Source organism: Microbacterium sp. MMO-56 (assembly GCF_037146215.1).
Classification (GTDB): domain Bacteria; phylum Actinomycetota; class Actinomycetes; order Actinomycetales; family Microbacteriaceae; genus Microbacterium.
In genome coordinates this window covers 1-22,239 of sequence record NZ_JBBCVW010000012.1, presented here as the reverse complement: position 1 = coordinate 22,239, position 22,239 = coordinate 1, and the positions used below count along the sequence as shown (strand labels likewise).

The following is a 22,239-nucleotide window of genomic DNA, read 5'->3' as shown; positions in this document are numbered from 1 at the left end:
TGCACCCAGTAGGCTCGGCAGGGATGAGCGAGACACCGAATCCCCCCGCCCTCCAGCTCGCCGGCCTCGTCAAGCACTTCGATCGGAAGGTCGCGGTCGCAGGCATAGACCTCGTCGTGCCGTCCGGGTCGTTCTACGGCCTCGTCGGACCGAACGGCGCAGGCAAGACCACGACGCTGTCGATGGCCACCGGTCTTCTCCGACCCGACGCGGGCACCGCGTGGGTGCACGGCGTGGACGTCTGGTCCGACCCCGTCGCCGCCAAGGCGATGATCGGAAACCTCGCCGACGGCGTGCGTCTGTTCGATCGGCTGACGGGGGAGCAGCTCATCACCTACACGGCGATGATGTTCTCGCTGCGGCGCGAGGACATCGCCCCGCGCGTGCACGATCTGCTCGAGCTCATGGATCTCACCGGCGCCGCCGGCACCGTCGTGGCGGACTACTCCGCCGGCATGACCAAGAAGGTCGCCCTGGCCTGTGCGCTCGTCCACGCACCGCGACTCCTCGTGCTCGACGAGCCGTTCGAATCGGTCGACCCCGTCTCCGCGGCCAACATCGAGGACGTGCTGCGGTCGTACACGGCGTCCGGCGGCTCGGTCATCGTCTCGAGCCACTCGATGGACCTCGTCCAGCGGATGTGCGATCACGTCGCCGTGATCGCGGAGGGCCGGGTGCTCGCCGCCGGCACGATCGACGAGGTGCGGGCGGGCCAGACGCTGCAGGATCGGTTCGTCTCGCTCGTGGGCGGGCGCCACACCTCGGAGGGGCCGCAGTGGTTGCGACAGTCCTGAGGCTGCGGTACCGCGTCCTCGGCAACACGCTTCTGCGTCGGCCCTGGCAGCTCGTCGGCTTCTGCTTCGGCGTCCTGTGGGGGCTGTCGATCCTCGTCACGGCGATCGCGGGTCTCGTGGTCGCGGGGGCCGCGCACGATCTCGCCGTGTCGCGGGCGATCGCGGTGCTGGGCGGCTCGGCGCTGCTCATCGGGTGGGTGCTCGGCCCGCTCGTGGTCGCCGGCATCGACGCGACGGTCGACGCCGGCAAGCTCGCGCCGTTCCCGCTGAGCACGCGCCAGGTGATGACGATCCTGACGGCGACGGGTCTGACGGGCATCCCGGGCATCGTGACGACCGTCGCGGCGCTCGCCAGCGCGGTCCTGTGGCTCGCCTGGCCGGTCGCGGCGATCGTCGCCGTCCCTTGCGCCCTCCTCGCCGTCCTCACGTGCGTCCTCGCGACACGTCTCGCCGCGTCCCTCGCGGGCGGGCTCGGCAGCGGGCGGCGCGGACGGGAGATCGTCGGCACGATCGTGCTCATCCTGGTGATCTTCGCCGGCCCGCTTCTCTCCGGCATCCTCGCGGTCGTGTCGGACACCCGCGACATCGCGGTCCAGCTCGGCCAGGCCGCCGGCGTGCTCGCCTGGACGCCCCTCGGTGCGGTGTGGTCGGTGCCCGCCGAGATCGCGGCGGGAGCGCCGCTGATCGCGGCGCTGAAGCTGGTCATCGCCCTCGCGAGCGCGGCCGCTCTCTGGCTGTGCTGGCGGTGGGCGCTGGAGCAGGCCCTCGTCTCGCCCCCGCGGGCGGCGACCCGCACGGTCAAGCCCGGTGCGCTGGGCCTGTTCGGCGTCATGCCGACCGGGGGAGTGGGGGCGACGTGGGCCCGGTCCCTCACCGGGTGGCTGCGCGATCCGCGGTACCTCCGCCAGCTGATCGCGGCCCCCGTGTTCCCGATCCTCTTCGCGTTCACCAGCGGGGTGGAGGGGCCGATGTTCGCCGCGTCGCCCATCTTCGTCGCCTTCGTGCTGTGCATCACGGGCTACAGCGACGTGTCGTACGACGGCACCGCGTTCGCGTCGGTGCTCTCCAGCGGAATCCGCGGGCGCCAGGATCGCTGGGGCCGGATCCTGGGCGCCGCCTGCGTGGGGGTTCCCCTCACGCTGCTGACGGCGGTGGTCACGGCCGTGATCGGCGGGCACGTCGGCCTCCTCCCCGCGATCCTCGGCGGCGCGCTGGGGCTCCTGCTCGCGGGATACGCCGTGAGCGCGGTGTCCTCCGCGCTCCTCGTCACCCCGGTGGCGGCGCCCGGCGACAACCCGTTCAAGTCCGTGCCGGGCCAGACGTTCGTGAGCGGCCTGCTCGTGTTCGTCGTCCTGGCCGCCTGCGCCGTGCTCGCCGCCCCCGCCCTCATCCTCACCGGCATCGCGGTGGGCACCGGGCAGGGCCTCTTCGGCTGGCTCGCCCTCGGGGTCGGAATCGCTGTCGGCGCGGTCGCGGTCGCGGTGGGCGTCGCGGTCGGCGGACGCACGCTGGAGCGCACCGGACCCGACCTGCTCCAGCGGATCAAGGCGTTCCCCGTGGCCTGATCGCGCACGGCGCCGAGGCGAGGCGTCCGATGCGCCGAGAGAGAACGCGCGGCGACGACGGGTGCGCGCCACGACCCGCTGTGATGGGGTGGGCGGATGACGAGCGTTCTCCTCCTCGGCGGCACCGGATGGCTCGGCGGCCGGATCGCGGCGTCGTGGCTGGCCTCCGGTGCCTCCGTGACCTGTCTCGCGCGCGGGGGACGACCGGCGCCCGACGGAGCGCGCCTGATCGTCGCCGACCGCGACGCGTCCGACGCCTACGACGCGGTGCGCGAGGGGGAGTGGGACGAGGTCGTCGACGTCTCCTCGTCGGCGGAGCAGGTGCGTGCGGCCGCCGCGGCGCTGGCGGGCTCCGCCCGGCACCTGACCTACGTCTCGAGCGTCTCGGTGTACGCCGACTCGGCCACGCGGGGCGCGGACGAAGGCGCCGAGGTGGTCGCGCCCGCCCGGGCGGGCGACCCGCCCGACTATGCGCGCGAGAAGTCGGCCGCCGAGGCCGCGGTGCGCGCCGCCGTCCCCCGCCGGGCGGCGGTCGTCCGGCCCGGACTCATCGTCGGCCCGGGCGATCCCACCGATCGATTCGGCTACTGGGTCTCGCGCTTCGCGATGGCCGGCGACGGACCCGTGCTGATCCCGGACGCGCGGGATGCCCCCGTGCAGGTGATCGATGTCGACGACCTCGCCGCGTTCATCGTCGGACTCGGGCGCGACGCCGTCGCGCGGACGGTGAACGCCGTCGGCGAGGTCGTCCCCTTCGGGGAGATGATCGCCGCCGCGCGCGACGCCGCCGGGCACACGGGCGGGCTCGTCGCGGTCGCGCCCGACGAGCTCCTCGCCCTCGGCGTCGGCCACTGGGCGGGGCCGCGCTCGCTCCCGTTGTGGCTCCCCGCCGACATGCCCGGCTTCGCGACGCGCTCCCACACCGAGTTCCTGCGGTGCGGCGGTCGGCTCCGCCCGCTGCGCGACACCCTCGACGCCACCCTCGCCGACGAACGCCGGCGCGGTCTCGACCGGCCGCGCCGGGCCGGGCTCACCCGCGCCGAGGAGCTCGAGGTGCTCACCGGTCGCCATCCGTGAGTCCCCTCGATTTGCCCCGGCGGGTTCGGGGGCGCTATCGTCACGGCATGCTCTCGGCCGCGACCACCGTCTCGACGGTGTCCGTCGTGCGCCGACGCCCCGCCCGTCTGGGCGACCGCCGACTCTAGGCGACCTCGCGCGCTCCCCGCCATCCGGGTCGAGCCGTGGGAGTCGCCGTCGCCGGTCCCGGCCGCCCGCATCGTGCGGGGCGGCACCCACCCAGACAATAAGGTTGAACAATGACCTACTCGGTCGCCGTCTCCGGCGCTTCCGGCTACGCCGGCGGCGAGATCCTGCGCCTGCTCGCCGCCCATCCCGACATCGACATCCGCACCGTCACCGCGCACGCGAACGCCGGGCAGCCGCTCATCGACCACCAGCCGCATCTGCGCTCGCTCGCGCACCTGACCCTCCAGGACACGACGCCCGAGGTCCTCGCCGGCCACGACATCGTGTTCCTCGCCCTGCCGCACGGTCAGTCCGCGCAGTACACGGATGCCCTCGCCGACGTGCCCCTCGTCATCGACGCCGGTGCCGATCACCGGCTGACGTCGGCGGATGCCTGGGATCGGTTCTACGGCGGCGCGTTCAGCGAGCCGTGGGCGTACGGCGTGCCCGAGCTGCCGCTCGCAGGCGGTGGGACGCAGCGGCAGGCGCTCGCCGGAGCGACCCGGATCGCCGCCCCCGGGTGCAACGCCTCGACGGTCGCGCTCAGTCTCGCCCCCGGCGTCGCCGCGGGGGTGATCGATGCGTCCGACATCGTCACGGTCCTCGCGGTCGGGCCCTCGGGCGCGGGCAAGAGCCTGAAGACGAACCTCCTGGCATCCGAGATCCTCGGCACCGCCAACCCGTATGCCGTCGGCGGCACGCACCGGCACATCCCGGAGATCCGGCAGTCGCTCGTCGCGGCCGGCGCCGCCGGCGACGTGCGGATCTCGTTCACGCCGGTCCTCGTGCCGATGGCGCGGGGCATCCTCGCCACCTCGACCGCTCCGCTCGCCCCGGGCGTCACCGATGCGCAGGTCCGGGATGCCTGGGAGGCGGCCTACGGGGGAGAGACGTTCGTCCAGCTCCTCCCCGAGGGGCGGTTCCCCCGGACGGCCGACGTCCTCGGGGCGAACACCGCCCTGCTCGGCCTGGCGATCGACCGCGCGGCGAACCGCGTGGTCGTGGTCGCCGCCGTCGACAACCTCGTCAAGGGCACCGCGGGTGCCGCCATCCAGTCGATGAACATCGCCCTCGGCCTCCCCGAGGCCACGGGCCTGACCGTGAACGGAGTGGCCCCGTGAGCGTCACCGCCCCCGCAGGATTCACCGCCGACGGCGTCGCGGTCGGTCTCAAGTCGACCGGCAAGCCCGACGTCGCCGTCGTCGTCAATCAGGGCCCTCTCAAGGTCGGCGCGGCCGTCTTCACGAGCAACCGTGCGAAGGCCAACCCCATCCTCTGGTCCACGCAGGTCATCCAGGACGGCCTCGTCGAGGCGATCGTGCTGAACTCGGGTGGGGCGAACTGCTTCACCGGAGCGTTCGGCTTCCAGACCACCCACCAGACCGCGGAGAAGGCGGCGGAGCTCCTCGGCGTGAGCCCGGGCGACGTGCTCGTCTGTTCCACGGGCCTCATCGGCACCGGCGACGAGGTCTTCCGCGCGAAGGTGCTCCAGGGCACCGAGCTCGCGATCGCGGGGGCGACCCCCGAGGGCGGCGAGGACGCCGCGCGGGCCATCATGACGACCGACACGGTACCCAAGACGAGCACGTTCCGCGGCGACGGCTGGACGATCGGCGCGATGGCGAAGGGCGCGGGCATGCTCGCCCCGGGCCTGGCGACGATGCTCGTCGTCATCACCACGGACGCCGTCCTCACCGCCGAGGAGGCCGACGCGCACCTGCGCTCGGCGACGCGCGTGAGCTTCGACCGGCTGGATTCCGACGGCTGCATGTCGACGAACGACCAGGTGACACTGATGGTCAGCGGCGCGAGCGGGGCGACGCCCGACCCCGACGCGTTCCGCACCGCGCTCCACGACGTGTGCCTCGACCTGGCCGGTCAGCTCCAGGAGGATGCGGAGGGGGCGAGTCACGACATCACGATCCGCGTCGTCGGCGCCGCCTCCGAGGACGACGCCGTCGAGGTCGGCCGCTCGGTCGCCCGCAACAACCTCTTCAAGGCCGCGATCTTCGGCAACGACCCCAACTGGGGGCGGGTGCTCGCCGCGATCGGCACGACCCGGGCGTCCTTCGACCCGTACGCCGTCGACGTGAGCTTCAACGGCGTCCGCCTGTGCAGCGCGGGGGCCCCCGACCGCCCGCGCGAGGAGGTCGACCTGACGCCGCGCGCCACCGACGTGCTCATCGACCTCCGGGCGGGCGACGCCGCGGCGACGATCCTCACGAACGACCTGACGCACGACTACGTCCACGAGAACAGCGCGTACAGCTCATGACCGGCGCCGACAACGTCCAGCACACGACGCCCGAGGAGGCGGCCGAGAAGGCCGCCGTCCTCATCGAGTCGCTGCCGTGGCTGCAGCGCTTCCGCGACCAGATCGTCGTCGTCAAGTACGGCGGCAACGCCATGGTCTCCGAAGAGCTGCAGGACGCCTTCGCGCAGGACATCGCCTACCTCCGCTTCGTCGGGGTCAAGCCCGTCGTCGTCCACGGCGGCGGGCCGCAGATCTCGCAGATGCTCGACCGCCTCGCGATCCCGAGCGAGTTCAAGGGCGGCTATCGCGTCACCTCCACGGAGGCGATCAGCGTCGTCCGGATGGTCCTCACCGGCCAGGTGAACCCCCAGCTCGTCGCGCGGATCAACGCCTTCGGCCCCTTCGCCGTCGGCATCTCCGGCGAGGACGCGGGCCTGTTCCGGGGGCGCCGTCGCGGCGTCGTCATCGACGGCACCGAGCACGACCTGGGCGCGGTCGGCGACGTGGTGGCCGTCGACCCGCAGTCGGTGCTCGACCAGCTCGCCGCGGGGCGCATCCCCGTGGTCTCCTCGATCGCACCCGACGGCGACAGCCCGGGACGCTCGCTCAACGTCAACGCGGATGCCGCGGCATCCGCCCTCGCCGTCGCGCTCGGCGCGTCGAAGCTCGTCGTGCTCACCGACGTGCCCGGCCTCTACGCCGACTGGCCGAACCGCGACTCGCTCGTCTCGCACCTGACGGCCGACGAGCTGCGCGAGATGCTGCCGCGCCTGGAGTCGGGGATGATTCCCAAGATGCAGGCGTGCCTCGACGCCGTCGACCAGGGTGTCGACACGGCGGCGATCATCGACGGACGCCAGCCCCACTCGGTGCTGGTGGAGATCTTCACGGAACACGGAATCGGAACAGAGGTGGTGGCGAGGTGACCGCGCCAGAAGAACAGCAGACCGGCACGACGATCTGGCGGGACGACGCGGCCCGCGACCTCGTGCGCAACTCCGGCGACCGGCTGGCGCTCTTCGTGCGCGGCGAGGGCTCGTCGCTGTGGGACGAGGACGGGCGCCGCTACCTCGACTTCCTCGGCGGGATCGCGGTGACCTCCCTCGGTCACGCCCATCCCGTGTTCGTCGAGGCGGTCGCCACGCAGGCGGCGACGCTCGCGCACGTCTCCAACTACTTCGCCACGCCGCCCCAGCTCGCCCTGGCCGCGGAGCTGAAGCGTCTGGCCGGGACGGGCCCGCAGGGTCGCGTCTACTTCGGGAACTCCGGCGCCGAGGCCAACGAGGCCGCGTTCAAGCTCGCGCGGCTGCACGGCGCCGCACGTGAGGGCATCCCCGCCAAGCCGCGCATCCTGGCGCTGGAGAACGCCTTCCACGGTCGGACGATGGGAACGCTCGCCCTGACCGGCAAGCCGCAGATGCGGGCGCCGTTCCTGCCGATGGTGCCCGGCGTCGAGTTCATCGAATCGACGGTGGAGGCGCTCGAGGCGGCGATGGACGACCGCGTCGCGGCTCTGATCGTCGAGCCCATCAAGGGCGAGGCCGGCGTCCTCGACCTGCCCGAGGGGTTCCTCGCCGCCGCCCGCGAGATCACGGCGCGCCACGGCGCCCTCCTGATCATCGACGAGATCCAGACCGGCGCCGGCCGCACGGGCGTGTGGTTCGCCTTCCAGCGGGAGGGTATCGTCCCCGACGCCATCACCGTCGCCAAGGGCATCGGCGGGGGCTTCCCCATCGGTGCGCTCATCACGTTCGGCGCGGCGAGCGACCTGTTCTCCCCGGGCACGCACGGCTCGACGTTCGGCGGGAACCCGCTCGCCACGGCCACGGCGCTCGCCGTCCTCGGCGAGATCGATCGCGCCGGGCTCGTCGAGAACGCGCGGGTGCGCGGCGAGCAGCTGCGCGCCGCCATCGCCGGGATCGACTCGTCGCTCGTGGCGGAATGCCGCGGCCGCGGTCTGCTCGTGGGGATCGCCCTCACCGCGCCGGTCGCGACGGCGGTGGTCGCCGCCGCCCAGCAGCACGGACTCATCGTCAACGCGGCGAACGAGTCGACGATCCGCATCGCTCCGGCCCTGACGATCGGCGACGTCGAGATCGACGAGTTCGTCGACCTGTTCGCCCGCGCCCTGCACACCGTGCAGGACGCCCTGCTCCTCGACGAGACACCCACGGAGGTTCCCGCATGACCCGCCACCTGCTGCGCGACGACGACCTGAGCCCCGCCGAGCAGGCCGAGATCCTCGATCTCGCGCTCTCGCTCAAGCAGGACCGCTGGAAGCTGAAGCCGCTCGCCGGCCCGCAGACCGTCGCGGTCATCTTCGACAAGAGCTCGACGCGCACGCGCGTGTCGTTCGCCGTGGGGATCGCCGACCTCGGCGGTTCGCCCCTGATCATCTCGACGGCCAACAGCCAGCTGGGCGGCAAGGAGACCCCGTCGGACACCGCGCGCGTGCTGGAGCGTCAGGTCGCCGCCATCGTGTGGCGCACCTACGCGCAGGCGGGCCTGGAGGAGATGGCCCGCGGGACGACCGTGCCCGTCGTCAACGCGCTGAGCGACGACTTCCACCCCTGTCAGCTGCTCGCCGACCTCCTGACGATCCGAGAGCACAAGGGCGAGCTGACGGGCCTGACTCTGACCTTCTTCGGCGACGGGACCTCGAACATGGGTCACTCGTACGTGCTCGCCGGTGTCACGGCCGGGATGCACGTCCGCGTCGCCTCGCCCGAGTCCTACGCGCCTCGCCCCGACGTCGTCGCCGACGCCGACCGCATCGCGCAGGCGACCGGCGGCTCGGTGACGCTGTACACCGACCCCGACGAAGCGGCCGCGGGCGCCGACGTCATCGTCACCGACACGTGGGTGTCCATGGGCAAGGAGGAGGAGAAGGCCGCACGCCTGCGCGACCTCGGTCCGTACAAGGTGACGGCCGAGACGATGGCCCTCGCCGCGGCCGACGCGATCTTCATCCACTGCCTGCCCGCCGACCGCGGATACGAGGTGGACGCCGCCGTCATCGACGGCCCGCAGAGCGTCGTGTGGGACGAGGCGGAGAACCGGCTGCACGCCCAGAAGGCTCTGCTGGTGTGGCTGCTGCGTCAGCAGTAGCCCGCGCGATCTCCGGCCCTGCGCGCCTGCAGGGCATCGATCTGGCGCGCGGGCTCGCGGTCCTCGGGATGCTCGCCGCGCACCTCGTGGCCCTGCCGACGTGGGACTGGCGCGACCCCGCGACGTGGACGGACATCGTCAACGGGCGCTCGTCCATCCTGTTCGCGACCCTCGCCGGGGTCTCGATCGGGCTCGTGACCGGCGGCTCGCGGCCGCTTCCCCCCGGGCCCGCTCCGGCACGCGCCCGGCGGGCGCTGACGGCGCGTGCGGCGCTGCTGTGGGTGATCGGTCTCGGCCTCATCGCCACGCACGTGCCCGTGTTCGTGATCCTCCCCGCCTATGCGCTGCTGTTCCTCCTCGCGGTACCGCTCCTCCGGCTGCGCGCGCGGACGCTGTGGGTGCTCGCGGGCGCGCTCGCCCTCGTGACGCCGTGGCTGCAGCCGGTCGTCGACGCGCTGCCGCTCTGGCACGGCGAATCGGGCGCGGTGCTCATGCTGGTGGTGGGATGGCATTACCCCGCGCCGATCTGGGCGACGTTCCTCGTGGCGGGCCTCGCCGCGGCGCGCTCCGACCTCACGGCCTCGCGGACGCCGGTCGCGCTCCTGGCCGCGGGTGGCGGGGTCGCGGCACTCGCCGCCGCCCTCGATGCCGTGACCGGGATCGGCAGCCGGGGTGACGGCTCCTTCCTCGCGACGGTCCTGAGCGCCCGCCCCCATTCCGGCGGGCTGCTGGAGGTCGCCGGCTCGGGCGGCTTCGCGCTCGCAGTGGTCGGTCTGTGCCTGCTCGTGTGCCGCCTCGACGCCGCGGCCGCGGTCTCCTTCCCGCTGCGCGCGGTCGGCTCGATGCCGCTGACCGCATACACGGGCCAGATCCTGGTGTGGGCCGTCGTCGCCGCCGCCGTGCTCGGCGACGTGGGGGATCTGGGCGGCATGCGGCGTCTGGGGCTGTTCTGGGCGTTCGCGATAGGGACGGTGTCGTTCTGCACGCTGTGGGCGATGCGGTGGGGCCGTGGACCGCTCGAGCGTCTCGTGGCGCGCGCGGTCCGATGGGTCGTCCCGCCCGAGGGCACGGGATCGAAGCGGGGGATCGGGGCTCTGTAGGCTGGGCCGGTGACTGATACCTCCGCGCACGGCACCAACGAGGGCGCACTGTGGGGCGCCCGCTTCGCCTCCGGCCCGTCGCCCGAGCTCGCGGCGCTGAGCCGTTCCACGCACTTCGACTGGGTGCTCGCGCCGTACGACCTGGCCGGATCGCACGCCCACGCGGCGGCGCTCGCTGCCGCCGGATATCTGACGGCGGACGAGGAGGAGCGGATGCACGCGGGGCTGGACGCCCTGCTCTCCGCCTGGTCGGACGGCAGGCTCGTCGCGGCGGAGGGCGACGAGGACGTCCACGGCGCCCTGGAGGCGGCGCTGATCGCCGAGGTCGGGAGCGAGCTGGGCGGCAAGCTCCGCGCGGGACGCAGCCGGAACGATCAGATCGCGACGCTCGTGCGGCTGTACCTGCTCGACCACGCCCGGATCATCGCGCGCGATCTGCTACGCGTCATCGACGCCGTCGTGGCACAGGCCGAGGCGCATCCGGATGCCATCATGCCCGGGCGCACCCACCTCCAGCACGCGCAGCCCATTCTCCTGGCGCATCATCTGCAGGCCCACGCGTGGCCGCTGGTGCGGGACCTGGAGCGTCTGCGCGACTGGTCCGTGCGTGCATCCGTGTCGCCGTACGGCGGCGGGGCGCTCGCCGGCGCGACCCTGGGCCTCGATCCCCAGCTCGTGGCGGAACGTCTCGGTCTCGCCCGCCCCGCGGAGAACTCCATCGACGGCACGGCGGCGCGCGACGTGGTCGCCGAGTTCGCGTTCATCGCCGCCATGATCGGCGTCGACCTCTCGCGCTTCGCGGAGGACATCATCATCTGGAACACGCGGGAGTTCGGCTTCCTCACGCTCGATGACGGCTACTCGACCGGCTCGAGCATCATGCCGCAGAAGAAGAACCCGGATATCGCGGAGCTCGCCCGGGGGAAGGCGGGGCGGCTCATCGGCAATCTCTCGGGGCTGCTCGCGACGCTGAAGGCACTGCCGCTGGCATACAACCGCGACCTGCAGGAGGACAAGGAGCCGGTCTTCGACTCGGTCGCCACGCTCGAGGTCGTGCTGCCCGCGTTCGCGGGCATGGTCGCTACGGCGCGCTTCGACACCGATCGGATGGCCGCGCTCGCACCGGCGGGGTTCTCGCTCGCGACGGATGTCGCGGAGTGGCTGGTGAAGCAGGGCGTCCCCTTCCGCGACGCGCACGAGATCTCCGGCGAGCTGGTGCGGGCGTGCGAGGAGCGGGGGATGGGCCTGGAGGATGCCGACGACGCCCTCCTTTCGGCGGTGTCGCCCCTGCTGACGCCCGCGGTGCGCGATGTCCTCTCGATCGACGGGTCGGTGGCCAGCCGCACCGGCGTCGGCGGGACGGCGGGAGTGCGGGTGGCGGAGCAGCGCGCCGCGCTCATCGCGAGAGCGCAGTCGAGTGCGGCATCGCTGCTCGCCTGATCATCGCCATCAAATAAGTCCGGGGCTTCTTTTTGTGGAAGTATCAGTAATATACTGATGAGATGATCGCTGCCGTCATCGCCGACATCGTCGGATCGCGCGGGATCGCCGACCGAGCCGCCGCCCAGGCCGCCCTCGAGGAGGCCCTGGCCCGAGCGGAGGAGATGCTCCCGCCCACCGTCACCCGGATCCACCCCCTTCGTGCGGTGGTGGGCGACGAGCTGCAGGGCACGTTCGCCGATCTGCGCAGCGCCCTGGCCGCGACCCTGCTCCAGCGGCTCCTGCTCCCGAGCGGGATCGACCTGCGGTTCGGCATCGGTCTCGGCGAGATCGAACAGGTGCCCTCCGCCGTCGGAGAGCTCTCCGAGGGGCCGGCATGGTGGGCCGCCCGCGCCGCCGTCGAGCACGCTGAGGAGCTCGCACGACGCGACGTGCCGTCCGCGCGCACGTGGGTGCGGGCCTCGACGGACGAGCCCCGCACCGCCGACCTCGTCCGGATCGCCAACGCGGGGCTGCTCGCGCGTGACCGCGTCATCGGCCAGTGGAACGACCGGGCACGTCGCCTCGTCGCCGGCCGTATCGGCGGCGCCACGCAGCGGGAGCTCGCCGAGGCGGAGGGCGTCAGCCAGTCCGCGGTGTCGCAGAGCCTCTCCTCCGCCGGGGCCGCCGCGATCGTCGCCGCCTACGAGGAGCTGGTCGCCGCGGGCGCGGCGTGAGCGATCATACGAGCGCGAGCGGCACGATCCCGGCCACCGCGCACGCCCACAGCAGGCTCGCGAGGGTTCCCACGATGAAGCGCTCGCGCGCGGCCGGGGTGGCCAACTCGCTGAAGCGGCCGATGCCCTTGAGGGCGACGAGGACCGCGATCGCCGCCGGAAAGCCCGCCACGATGCTGAGCGCGGCGGCCACACGCTCGAGGTAGCCGATCGTCGTCCCCCCGCGCAGGATCTCCTCCTGGCGCGGGGCGCCGCCGGTCGTGCCTCGGTCCGCCATGAGCTCGACGAGGATGCCGCCGCGATCGCCCTCGGCCGTCTTGCCGCCGTCCGCGATGCTCAGCACCCAGCGCACGAAGGGGTCGCCGCCGAACGTGGCGAGGGCGACAGCGAGCAGCGCGATCACCGCGCCGACGACGGGCGAGAGGCGCCAGGGCAGGACGGCGACGACGACGAGGCACAGGGCGACCAGCCCTCCCGCCACCAGCAGCGGCACCGTCCGCGGCCGCCGCACGGACACCGTCACGAGCACGAGCGCGCCGCACAGTGCGAGGAACACGAAGACCGCCACGACGATCGGGGCGATCTGGTCCAGGCCGGGCGCGCTCACGCGGGCCAGTCTGGCACGGGCGGCGGACATCGGCGCCCGGGAGCGCCGCAGAGGCGCTGATAGCCTGGGACGCGTGCCTGAACACGTCGCGACCCCGACCGGCGATGCGCCCGCGCGCGCGCTGACGCCCGCCAACGACCCGGCCTTCGACAACGTCTGGGACGAGATCGTGTGGCGCGGACTCGTGCACGTCTCGACCGACCAGGAGTCGCTGCGCGAGCTGCTCGCGGGCGATCCGATCACGTTCTACTGCGGGTTCGATCCGACCGCCCCGAGCCTGCACCTGGGAAACCTCGTGCAGCTGCTGACCATGCGCCGTCTGCAGCTCGCCGGCCACAAGCCCCTCGGGCTCGTCGGCGGGTCGACGGGGCTCATCGGTGATCCGCGTCCGACGGCCGAGCGCACCCTCAACACCAAGGACACCGTCGCCGAGTGGGTCGGCTACCTGCGCTCGCAGGTCGAGCGCTTCCTGAGCTTCGAGGGTGACAACGCCGCACGCATGGTCAACAACCTCGACTGGACGGCTCCGCTGTCCGCGATCGACTTCCTCCGCGAGGTGGGCAAGCACTACCGCGTCGGGACGATGCTCAAGAAGGACGCCGTCAGCGCGCGCCTGAACTCCGAGGCCGGGATCAGCTACACGGAGTTCAGCTACCAGATCCTGCAGGGCATGGACTACCTCGAGCTGTACCGGCAGTACGGCTGCGTGCTCCAGACCGGCGGCTCGGACCAGTGGGGGAACCTCACGAGCGGCACGGACCTCATCCACCGGGTCGAGGGGACGTCGGTCCACGCGATCGGCACGCCGCTGATCACCAACAGCGACGGCACGAAGTTCGGCAAGAGCGAGGGGAACGCCGTCTGGCTCGATCCCGCCATGTGCAGTCCCTACCGGATGTACCAGTTCTGGCTGAACACGGACGACGCCGACGTCCTCGAGCGACTGCGGATCTTCACGTTCCTGACGCGCGCGGAGATCGAGGAGTACGGACGCCTCGTCGCGGAGGAGCCCTTCCGGCGTGCGGCGCAGAAGCGGCTCGCGCTCGAGGTGACGACGTTCGTGCACGGCGCGGAGGCCGCGGCCGCCGTGATCGCGGCCTCCGAGGCGCTCTTCGGGCAGGGCGATCTTGCGACGCTGGACGCGTCGACCCTGCGCAGTGCGCTCGAGGAGCTGCCGCACGCCGAGGTCGCTCCGGGGTCCTCGGTGCTCCAGGCGCTGGTGGACACGGGGCTGGTCGCAAGCCTCTCGGAGGGCCGACGGGCGATCGCGCAGGGCGGGGTCTCGATCGACGGCGTCCGGGTGGAGGACGAGGGGGCGAGCGTCGAGGGGCGACTGCCGGGCGGGGTCTCGGTCCTGCGCCGCGGCAAGAAGACGCTCGCGGGCCTGTTCGTCGCCGGGCGCTGAGCGCGCGGACGCCATGCCGTTCACGCCCTCGCACGCGGTGGTCGCGCTGCCGTTCGCGCGCACGCCGTTGGTCCCGGCGGCCATCGCCATCGGTGCGATGGCACCCGACCTCCCGCTGTTCGTGCGGATCGCGCCGTTCAGCTACCAGACGACGCACACGAACCTCGCGCTGTCGGCGGGCCTCGCGCTCGCCCTGTGCCTCGTCTGGTGGCTGCTGCTGCGGCCCGCCGTGCGCGAACTGGCTCCCGAGCCGATCGCGCGGCGGCTGCCGGAGGAGTGGGATGCCACGGGCGTCGCCGCGTGGCGCGCGGTGCGGGCCTCCCGTCCCGGGGCCCGCTCCGCCGTGTGGCGCGGGCCCGCGGCGTGGATCGCCCTCCTGATCGTCTCCGCGCTCCTGGGCGTCGCCTCGCACATCGCGTGGGATGCCTTCACGCACGAGGGGCGCTGGGGGACGCGCCTGTTCCCGGCGCTCGCCGACACCTGGGGGCCCCTCGCGGGCTACACGTGGGTGCAGCACGCGTCGAGCGCGCTCGGACTCGTCGTCCTCGCCGTGTTCGGCGCGCTGTGGCTGTCGCGCCGTCCGACCGTCCCGCCGACGCCCCGGGTCCTGCCGCGCGGGGTCCGCGTCGCCTGGGTCGCCGCCCTCCCGCTGCTGCTCGTCCTGGCCGTCGGCATCGGGCTCGCGGTCTACGGGCCGCTCACGCCGGAGTGGACCGTCCGGCATCTCGCCTACCGGGTGCTGCCCCCCGCCTGTGCGGTGTGGGGCGCTCTCACCGTCGCGCTGTGCGCGGTGATCGTCTTCCGCCGCCGGCAGCTCGGCCGCGCGGGACGCGAATAGCCGAACACCTGGTCGCAGGGTAATGTGAACGTGCGCATCGAAGGCGAGGGCATGGTGTCGACAGGCGAGGAACGCACGCGCACCGCGAGCATCCGCGATGTCGCACGCGTCGCCGACGTGTCGTACCAGACGGTCTCGCGCGTGCTGAACGGGCATCCGTCCATCCGGCCCGAGACCAAGCAGCGCGTCCTGGACGCGATGGCGGAGCTGCGGTACCGGCCCAACCAGGCGGCACGCGCCCTCGTCACCAGCCGCTCGCGCACCCTCGGCGTGATCCTCGGGTCGAGGGGGGAGTACGGCCCGTCCTCCAGTGTCGCCGCGCTCGAAGACGCCGCCCGGGCGCGCGGGTACTGGGTCAACTCGGCGTACCTGGGCGACACGCGTCCCGAGACGATCCGCGCCGCGGTGGAGCACCTGCGCCGCCAGGCGGTCGAGGGGATCATCGTGCACGCCCCTCAGGTGCGCGTGTTCGACGTCCTCGCCGACCTCGACGTCGACGTTCCCTACCTCGGCCTGCACTCGGCGGCGCGCGGGATCGCCGAGATCGCCGACGACCAGATGCGCGGCGCGCGGCTGGCGACCGAGCACCTCATCGCCCTCGGGCACGTCGAGATCCTCCACCTCGCCGGTCCCCAGGACTGGATCGAGGCGGAGAGCCGCATGCGCGGCTATCTGCACGCGCTGTCGGACGCCGACCTCCCGACGCGCCCGCCGATCCTCGGCGACTGGACGGCCGACTTCGGCTACCACGCGGCTATGGAGCTGTCCCGCCGGCTCGACTTCACGGCGGTGTTCGCGGCCAACGACGCCATGGCGCTGGGTCTCCTGCACGGATTCCGCGACGTCGGACTCGACCTCCCGCGCCAGCTGAGCGTCGTGGGCTTCGACGACATCCCCATCGCGCGCCACGCGTGGCCCCCCCTGTCGACGGTGCATCAGAACTTCGCCGGGCTCGGGGAACGGGCCGTCGAGGCGCTGCTGCGCGCGATCGGCGCGGAGCCCGGCTCGGCCGATGCGACGGAGGTCGCGGCGCCGACGCAGCTCGATGTGGAGCCCCGACTCATCGCCCGCGAGTCCTCCGCACCGCCCGCCGCACACGGTCGATGACGTCTCGATAACAGGGCGATAACGGCCCGACGACGCGATTGACACGGGCGCGTCGAGGGTGCACGATGATCAAGCGATGTGAACGGTCACATTGCGAGTCAACGACTGACCACCATGAGACGACGAGGAGGTCGCGCACAATGACGGATGCAGTTCCGATCCTCGAGATGCGCTCCATCACGAAGGAGTTCCCCGGCGTCAAGGCGCTCAGCAACGTGTCGATCACGGTCGAGGCGGGCGAGGTGCACGCGATCTGCGGCGAGAACGGGGCCGGCAAGTCGACCCTCATGAAGGTGCTCTCCGGGGTGTACCCGCACGGCACCTACAGCGGTGAGATCTGGTTCCGGGGCGGCGTCGTGCAGTTCAAGGACATCCGCGCCAGCGAGCAGGCCGGCATCGCGATCATCCATCAGGAGCTCGCACTCATCCCCGAGCTGTCGATCACCGAGAACATCTTCCTCGGCAACGAGATCGAGCGCGGTGGCGTGATCGACTGGGGCCGGGCGCGACTGCGCGCGGTCGACCTGCTCGCGCGCGTCGGCCTGCGCGACGACCCGGACACGCAGATCAAGCACCTGGGCGTCGGAAAGCAGCAGCTCGTCGAGATCGCGAAGGCGCTCGCCAAGGACGTGAAGCTCCTCATCCTCGACGAGCCGACCGCGGCCCTGAACGAGGACGACTCCCAGCACCTGCTCGATCTGATCCTGTCGCTGAAGGGCAAGGGGATCACGTCGATCATCATCAGCCACAAGCTCAACGAGATCGAGCAGATCGCCGACTCGATCACGATCATCCGCGACGGCCGCACGATCGAGACGCTCGATCTGCGCGGCGGCGGCGTCGACGAGGACCGGATCATCCGGGGGATGGTCGGCCGCTCGCTGGAGAGCCGCTTCCCCGACCGCACGCCGCACATCGGCGAGGTGTTCTTCGAGGTGCGCGACTGGACGGTGCGCCACCCGCAGATCCCCGAGCGCCTCGTCGCGAAGCACTCGAACCTGTACGTCCGGCGCGGTGAGATCGTCGGCATCGCCGGGCTGATGGGCGCGGGGCGCACCGAGCTCGCGATGAGCATCTTCGGGCGCTCCTACGGCGTGTGGGAGTCGGGCCAGATCTTCATCGACGGCGAGGAGGTCGTCCTCAAGGACGTCGAAGCCGCGATCGACCACGGCCTGGCCTACGTCAGCGAGGACCGCAAGGTGCTCGGCCTCAACCTGCTCGACACGATCAAGCGCTCCGTCGTCTCGGCGAAGCTGCGCAAGATCGCCCGGCGCGGGGTCATCGACCCCTATGCGGAGAGCGACGTCGCGGAGGACTACCGCAAGCGACTGCGCATCAAGACGCCGAACGTCGACGTCGGGGTCTCCAAGCTCTCCGGCGGGAACCAGCAGAAGGTCGTCCTGGCGAAGTGGATGTTCACCGACCCCGATCTGCTGATCCTCGACGAGCCGACGCGCGGCATCGACGTCGGCGCGAAGTACGAGATCTACGCGATCATCCAGCAGCTCGCCGCGCAGGGCAAGGGCGTGATCCTCATCTCCAGCGAGCTGCCGGAGCTGCTCGGCATCTCGGATCGCATCTACACGATCTTCGAGGGGCAGATCACCGACGATCTGCCCGTGGCCGAAGCGACCCCCGAGACCCTCATGCGCAGCATGACCTCCGTACGACAGAAAGCACACCGATGACCACCGAGACGGTTTCCACGAAGTCCAGCGGCGGACTCTCCGACCTGAAGAAGATGTTCGGAGCGGGGACGTCGTCCCTGCGCCAGTTCGGCATCCTCGCCTCCCTCATCGCGATCATCCTCGTCTTCCAGGTGTGGACGGGCGGCACGACGCTGTCCTCGCAGAACCTGATCAACGTGGTCAGCCAGCAGTCCTACATCCTCATCCTCGCCATCGGCATGGTGATGGTGATCATCATGGGCCACATCGACCTCTCAGTCGGCTCCGTCGCCGCCTTCGTCGGCATCGTGGTCGCCAAGTCGATGAGCGAGTGGAACGTGCCGTGGCCCTTCGCGATCGCGGTCGGTCTCGTCGTGGGTGTGCTCGTCGGTGCGTGGCAGGGTTTCTGGGTCGCCTACGTCGGCGTCCCGGCGTTCATCGTGACGCTGGCCGGCATGCTGATCTTCCGCGGCGCCAACCAGGCGATCGGGCAGTCGACCACGACGCCCGTGCCGCCCGAGTTCAGCTTCATCGGGTCGGGCTACCTGCCCGAGCTGCCCATCGCGCTCGACTTCAACGTCCTGACGATGCTGCTCGGACTCGTGGGCGTCGGCTGGATCGTCTACAACGAGATCCGCCTGCGTCGCCAGCAGCGCACGATCGGCGCGGATTCGGCTCCGGTGTGGGTGTCCGCGGTGAAGGTCGTGCTGCTGTCCGCGGCGATCCTGTGGGCCGCGTGGCTCTTCGCGACCGGTCGCCCCGGCACGAGCTTCCCGATCTCCGGCGTGATCCTCCTGGTGCTCGTCGTCGTGTACTCCTTCCTCACGAACAACACCGTGTTCGGCCGGCACATCTACGCCGTCGGCGGCAACCGCCTCGCCGCCGCGCTGTCGGGCGTCAAGGACCGCCGCGTCGACTTCCTGGTCATGATGAACATGTCGGTCCTCGCCGCGGTCGCGGGCATGATCTACGTCGGACGCGCCACCGCCTCGGGACCGCAGGACGGCAACGGCTGGGAGCTGGATGCCATCGCCGCCGTCTTCATCGGCGGAGCCGCCGTCTCGGGCGGCATCGGAACCGTCATCGGCTCGATCATCGGCGGGCTCGTCATGGCCTTCCTCAACAACGGTCTGCAGCTGATCGGCGCCGGAGCCGACACCGTCTCGATCGTCAAGGGCCTCGTGCTGCTGCTCGCCGTCGCCGTCGACGTCATCAGCAAGCGTCGCGGCGGCCCCTCCATCATCGGCCTGATCATGCGTCGGCGTGAGAAGACCGCCGATGTGATCACAACCGTCCCCGCCGTCGTCCCGACGTCGGGCACGAACGAGTCGAGCCAGCCGGCCGACCTCCCCAAGGTGTAGGTCCGGGAACGACTCGCCTCACCCTCACCAGAGAAAGTGATGAATCAATGAAGAGAATCGCTCTTGCGGCAGCCGCTGTGGCCGCCGTCACGGCACTCGCGCTGACCGGCTGCTCGGGCTCCGGGCGCGGCGGCGGCGCCGCCACCGAGAGCGCGGCGGCGGGCTTCGCAGCCGACGCGACCATCGGGATCGCCCTGCCGGACAAGACCTCCGAGAACTGGGTGCTCGCGGGAGACCTGTTCACGCAGGGCCTCAAGGACGCAGGCTTCAAGCCCGACGTGCAGTACGCACCCGCGTCCAACACGGTCGCCGAGCAGCAGAACCAGATCTCCGCCATGATCACCAACGGCGCGAAGGTCATCGTCATCGGCGCGAAGGACGGCAAGCAGCTCGGCACGCAGCTCCAGCAGGCTGCCGATGCCGGCGTCACGGTCATCGCGTACGACCGTCTGATCGAGAACACCCCGAACGTCAACTTCTACGTCGCGTTCGACAACTTCAAGGTCGGCGAGCTGCAGGGCCAGGCCCTGCTCGACGGACTGGCGCAGCGCTCGGGCCACGGTGCACCGTGGAACGTCGAGCTCTTCTCGGGCTCGCCGGACGACGCGAACTCGGCCGTGTTCTTCAACGGAGCGATGAAGGTGCTCCAGCCGAAGATCGACGACGGGACCCTCGTCGTGAAGTCGGGCCAGACCGAGATCGCGCAGACGGCGACCCAGGGCTGGAAGGCCGAGAACGCGCAGAGCCGCATGGACTCGCTCATGGTGGCCAACTACGGCTCCACCCCGATCGACGGCGTCCTCTCGCCCAACGACACCCTCGCGCGCGCGATCATCACCTCGGTGAAGCAGGCGGGCACCGACATCGCGAAGTTCACCGTCACGGGTCAGGACTCCGAGGTCGAGTCGGTCAAGTCGATCATGGCCGGTGAGCAGTACTCGACGATCAACAAGGACACCTCCCTCCTCGTGAAGCAGACGATCACCATGATCGAGGCGCTGCAGAAGGGTCAGGAGCCCGAGGTCAACGACACGACGCAGTACGACAACGGCGTGAAGGTCGTCCCGGCGTACCTGCTGAAGCCCGTCATCGTCACGAAGGAGAACGCGGCCGAGGCCTACGCCAACAACCCGAAGCTCCTCGAGATCGTGAAGGCCGCGGGCTGACCCGCACCGGCGCGAACGCAGCACACACACCGACGGCCCTCGCTCTGCGGAGCGGGGGCCGTCGGCCGTGCATGACGAGGGCATCACCACCAGGCGGGCTCGTCCCCGCCCCACGGGCGGGGCGGCGCGAACTCCACGGGGCCGCCCGGGTAGCGCACAGCGGGCGCCGCGGTGGTGATCCGGGTGCCCAACACGTCAAACGTCTGCGTGTGATCGGCGGGATCACCGATCCGCGGAGGCGGCTCGGGGGCGTCCGTGCGCGGCATCCCGAGCAGCTCCGCCGCCACGCGCCGCAGCGACGTCTCGGCGAGCCACGAGCCGCCGTTCCGGGCGCGGCGGTGCAGCAGCCGCATCGCCGCCGCCGCAAGGAGGTACCCCGCGCTGTGATCGAGCGCCTGTGCGGGCAAGGCGCCCGGCTCACCGGCGGCGGACTCGATCAGCGCGACGCCGCACGCCGCCTGCACGAGGCTGTCGAAGCCGCGTCGGTCGGGCTCGCCCCAGGCCGACAGGCGCAGCACGATGGTCCCGGGGTGGCGGGCGGCGAGAGCCTCGGGGGAGAGCCCGAGTCGGTCGAGAGCCGCGGGACGATAGCCGAGGGCGACGACGTCGGCCGCCGCCAGGAGCTCGTCGAACCGCGCCGCTCCGGCGGGCGTGGCGACATCCAGCAGGGCGGAGCGCTTGCCGTGCCCCGTGTCGAGGTGCTGGTTCGGCAGCTCCGGCAGGCGGGGAGGGTCCAGGCGCAGGACCTGCGCCCCGAGCAGTGCGAGGGTCCGGGTCGCGACGGGACCGGCGATGACCCGTGTGAGGTCCAGCACGCGGACGCCCCGCAGGGGCGCCGCCGGATCCTCCTGCGGGAGGGGGACCGGCGCGGCGTCGCCGAGAGGGCGGACCGCCACGACGGGGGTGGACCGGAGCGCGGCGTCCGCGCGAGGGTCCTCGGGTCGCACGGCCACGCACAGACCGTGCTCCGCGGCGACGGCGGTCACGACGGATGCGGTCTCCCGCCGAGCGAGAGCCTCGGCGACGGCGTCGCGCTCGCCGGCGGGATCGCCGTCGCGGGGCGAGAGCCCCAGGCCGCGCAGCAGCGCGGCCCGATGGTGCGGATAGTTCCCATGCGTGCGCACCCACCCGTCGCGGGTGCGGAAGAAGCCGGACAGCGGCGCGAAGGCGCGCACGGGTTCGCCGTCCACGCGGAACCAGCGCTCGCTCGAGTAGGCGACGCTCACGCGCACGGGATCGGGAGCGAGCGGGCTCGCCACCCCGGCGAGGCTCGCGGCGGCATCCGCCGCGGCGCCGACCGACCGCCCGGCGAGGCCGACGACATCGGTGCGGGCGGGAAGCCCCAGGGGAGCGCTCATGGAGGAACCGTACGCCGCGGGGTCGCGTAATCCCAGGCCGATCGGGGGATTCGCGACGACGGCGGTGCGCGACACGCCCGGGATGCGAGCATGATTTGCCGGATCCCCGGGACCCGCGTAAGTTATTACTTGTTCGCCCCACAGGGAAGAGCGGAGAGCCGGAAGGCCTCGCCCCCTCAAGCGGAGAACCACCCCCACACCGATCAGAACCCGAGTCTTTCTCGGCGAGATGATTCGTGAGGGGTCATCCGTTCGTGACATCGTCTTCGACGAATCGCGACGGAACCGGCGGCGCAAGCCGCCTGGTGAAGTTGCCCTGTGTGCTGGCTGTGAGGCTGGTGTGTGGGAGCGTCCGATCCTTGAGAACTCAACAGCGTGCACTTGTCATATGCCAAATAACCTCGACTCGACCTTTTTGGTTGGGTGAGATTCCTTTGGATCAAAGTCCGGCATCTTTGGGTGTCGGCATTCGGATAGTCAGCAATGAGTATCTCTTTGGTCAGTTCAA

19 protein-coding genes are annotated in these 22,239 nt (G+C 71.6%); 17 read left to right on the top strand and 2 right to left on the bottom strand.

Translation table 11 applies throughout. From position 1 onward, the window contains the following. The first annotated feature begins 23 nt into the window (after window positions 1–23). The 11 genes from WFI00_RS11410 to WFI00_RS11360 all read left to right on the top strand — a co-directional run bounded on the left by WFI00_RS11410 (window position 24) and on the right by WFI00_RS11360 (window position 12,222). Complete coding sequence (locus WFI00_RS11410) at window positions 24–794, top strand: ABC transporter ATP-binding protein (protein WP_336632435.1); 771 nt, start codon at window positions 24–26, stop codon at window positions 792–794. Beyond that, window positions 776–2,359 (top strand): hypothetical protein, encoded by a 1,584-nt coding sequence (locus WFI00_RS11405; RefSeq protein WP_336642364.1) that lies wholly within the window; start codon window positions 776–778, stop codon window positions 2,357–2,359. The genes WFI00_RS11410 and WFI00_RS11405 overlap by 19 nt, the downstream gene beginning before the upstream one ends. 96 nt (window positions 2,360–2,455) lie before the next feature. Beyond that, window positions 2,456–3,436, top strand: a complete 981-nt coding sequence (locus WFI00_RS11400) for an NAD-dependent epimerase/dehydratase family protein (protein WP_336632433.1) — start codon at window positions 2,456–2,458, stop codon at window positions 3,434–3,436. A gap of 239 nt (window positions 3,437–3,675) precedes the next feature. Beyond that, window positions 3,676–4,725, top strand: a complete 1,050-nt coding sequence (argC, locus tag WFI00_RS11395) for an N-acetyl-gamma-glutamyl-phosphate reductase (protein ID WP_336632432.1) — start codon at window positions 3,676–3,678, stop codon at window positions 4,723–4,725. Continuing rightward, window positions 4,722–5,879, top strand: coding sequence for a bifunctional glutamate N-acetyltransferase/amino-acid acetyltransferase ArgJ (gene argJ, locus WFI00_RS11390; protein WP_336632431.1), 1,158 nt, complete (start codon window positions 4,722–4,724; stop codon window positions 5,877–5,879). The genes argC and argJ overlap by 4 nt, the downstream gene beginning before the upstream one ends. After that, window positions 5,876–6,784, top strand: a complete 909-nt coding sequence (gene argB / locus WFI00_RS11385; RefSeq protein ID WP_336632430.1) for an acetylglutamate kinase — start codon at window positions 5,876–5,878, stop codon at window positions 6,782–6,784. Before argJ ends, argB begins: the two co-directional genes overlap by 4 nt. Beyond that, window positions 6,781–8,046, top strand: a complete 1,266-nt coding sequence (locus WFI00_RS11380) for an acetylornithine transaminase (protein WP_336632429.1) — start codon at window positions 6,781–6,783, stop codon at window positions 8,044–8,046. Before argB ends, WFI00_RS11380 begins: the two co-directional genes overlap by 4 nt. Then, on the top strand, window positions 8,043–8,966 hold the full coding sequence (argF, locus tag WFI00_RS11375; protein ID WP_336632428.1) for an ornithine carbamoyltransferase: 924 nt from the start codon (window positions 8,043–8,045) through the stop codon (window positions 8,964–8,966). The genes WFI00_RS11380 and argF overlap by 4 nt, the downstream gene beginning before the upstream one ends. Beyond that, on the top strand, window positions 8,945–10,066 hold the full coding sequence (locus WFI00_RS11370; RefSeq protein ID WP_336632427.1) for a DUF418 domain-containing protein: 1,122 nt from the start codon (window positions 8,945–8,947) through the stop codon (window positions 10,064–10,066). Before argF ends, WFI00_RS11370 begins: the two co-directional genes overlap by 22 nt. 9 nt (window positions 10,067–10,075) lie before the next feature. Next, the gene (argH, locus tag WFI00_RS11365; RefSeq protein WP_336632426.1) at window positions 10,076–11,506 is read left to right on the top strand and encodes an argininosuccinate lyase; all 1,431 of its coding nucleotides are present in this window, start codon (window positions 10,076–10,078) and stop codon (window positions 11,504–11,506) included. Window positions 11,507–11,568: 62 nt separating this feature from the next. Continuing rightward, a complete protein-coding gene (locus tag WFI00_RS11360; protein WP_336632425.1) occupies window positions 11,569–12,222 on the top strand; it encodes a SatD family protein in 654 nt (217 codons plus the stop codon). A 4-nt stretch (window positions 12,223–12,226) separates the two neighbouring features. Here the strand turns inward: WFI00_RS11360 and WFI00_RS11355 are convergent, their stop codons facing one another. Continuing rightward, a complete protein-coding gene (locus WFI00_RS11355) occupies window positions 12,227–12,829 on the bottom strand; it encodes a hypothetical protein (protein WP_336632424.1) in 603 nt (200 codons plus the stop codon). 73 nt (window positions 12,830–12,902) lie between these two features. Between WFI00_RS11355 and tyrS the strand changes: the two genes are divergently transcribed. The 6 genes from tyrS (at window position 12,903) to WFI00_RS11325 (ending at window position 20,373) form a co-directional block, all read left to right on the top strand. Beyond that, entirely contained in the window at window positions 12,903–14,234 is a 1,332-nt protein-coding gene (tyrS, locus tag WFI00_RS11350) for a tyrosine--tRNA ligase (RefSeq protein ID WP_336632423.1), read from the top strand. A gap of 13 nt (window positions 14,235–14,247) precedes the next feature. Then, complete coding sequence (locus tag WFI00_RS11345) at window positions 14,248–15,072, top strand: DUF4184 family protein (protein WP_336632422.1); 825 nt, start codon at window positions 14,248–14,250, stop codon at window positions 15,070–15,072. Window positions 15,073–15,123: 51 nt separating this feature from the next. Further along, complete coding sequence (locus WFI00_RS11340) at window positions 15,124–16,179, top strand: LacI family DNA-binding transcriptional regulator (RefSeq protein ID WP_336632421.1); 1,056 nt, start codon at window positions 15,124–15,126, stop codon at window positions 16,177–16,179. Window positions 16,180–16,319: 140 nt separating this feature from the next. Next, window positions 16,320–17,867 (top strand): multiple monosaccharide ABC transporter ATP-binding protein, encoded by a 1,548-nt coding sequence (mmsA, locus tag WFI00_RS11335; protein ID WP_336632420.1) that lies wholly within the window; start codon window positions 16,320–16,322, stop codon window positions 17,865–17,867. Further along, complete coding sequence (gene mmsB, locus WFI00_RS11330; protein WP_336632419.1) at window positions 17,864–19,207, top strand: multiple monosaccharide ABC transporter permease; 1,344 nt, start codon at window positions 17,864–17,866, stop codon at window positions 19,205–19,207. Before mmsA ends, mmsB begins: the two co-directional genes overlap by 4 nt. A 47-nt stretch (window positions 19,208–19,254) precedes the next feature. Then, complete coding sequence (locus WFI00_RS11325; protein ID WP_336632418.1) at window positions 19,255–20,373, top strand: sugar-binding protein; 1,119 nt, start codon at window positions 19,255–19,257, stop codon at window positions 20,371–20,373. Window positions 20,374–20,456: 83 nt separating this feature from the next. Here WFI00_RS11325 and WFI00_RS11320 read toward each other — a convergent pair whose 3' ends face one another. Beyond that, window positions 20,457–21,731: a CoA transferase gene (locus WFI00_RS11320; RefSeq protein ID WP_336632417.1), complete on the bottom strand. Its 1,275-nt coding sequence runs from the start codon at window positions 21,729–21,731 to the stop codon at window positions 20,457–20,459. Window positions 21,732–22,239 lie beyond the last annotated feature (508 nt).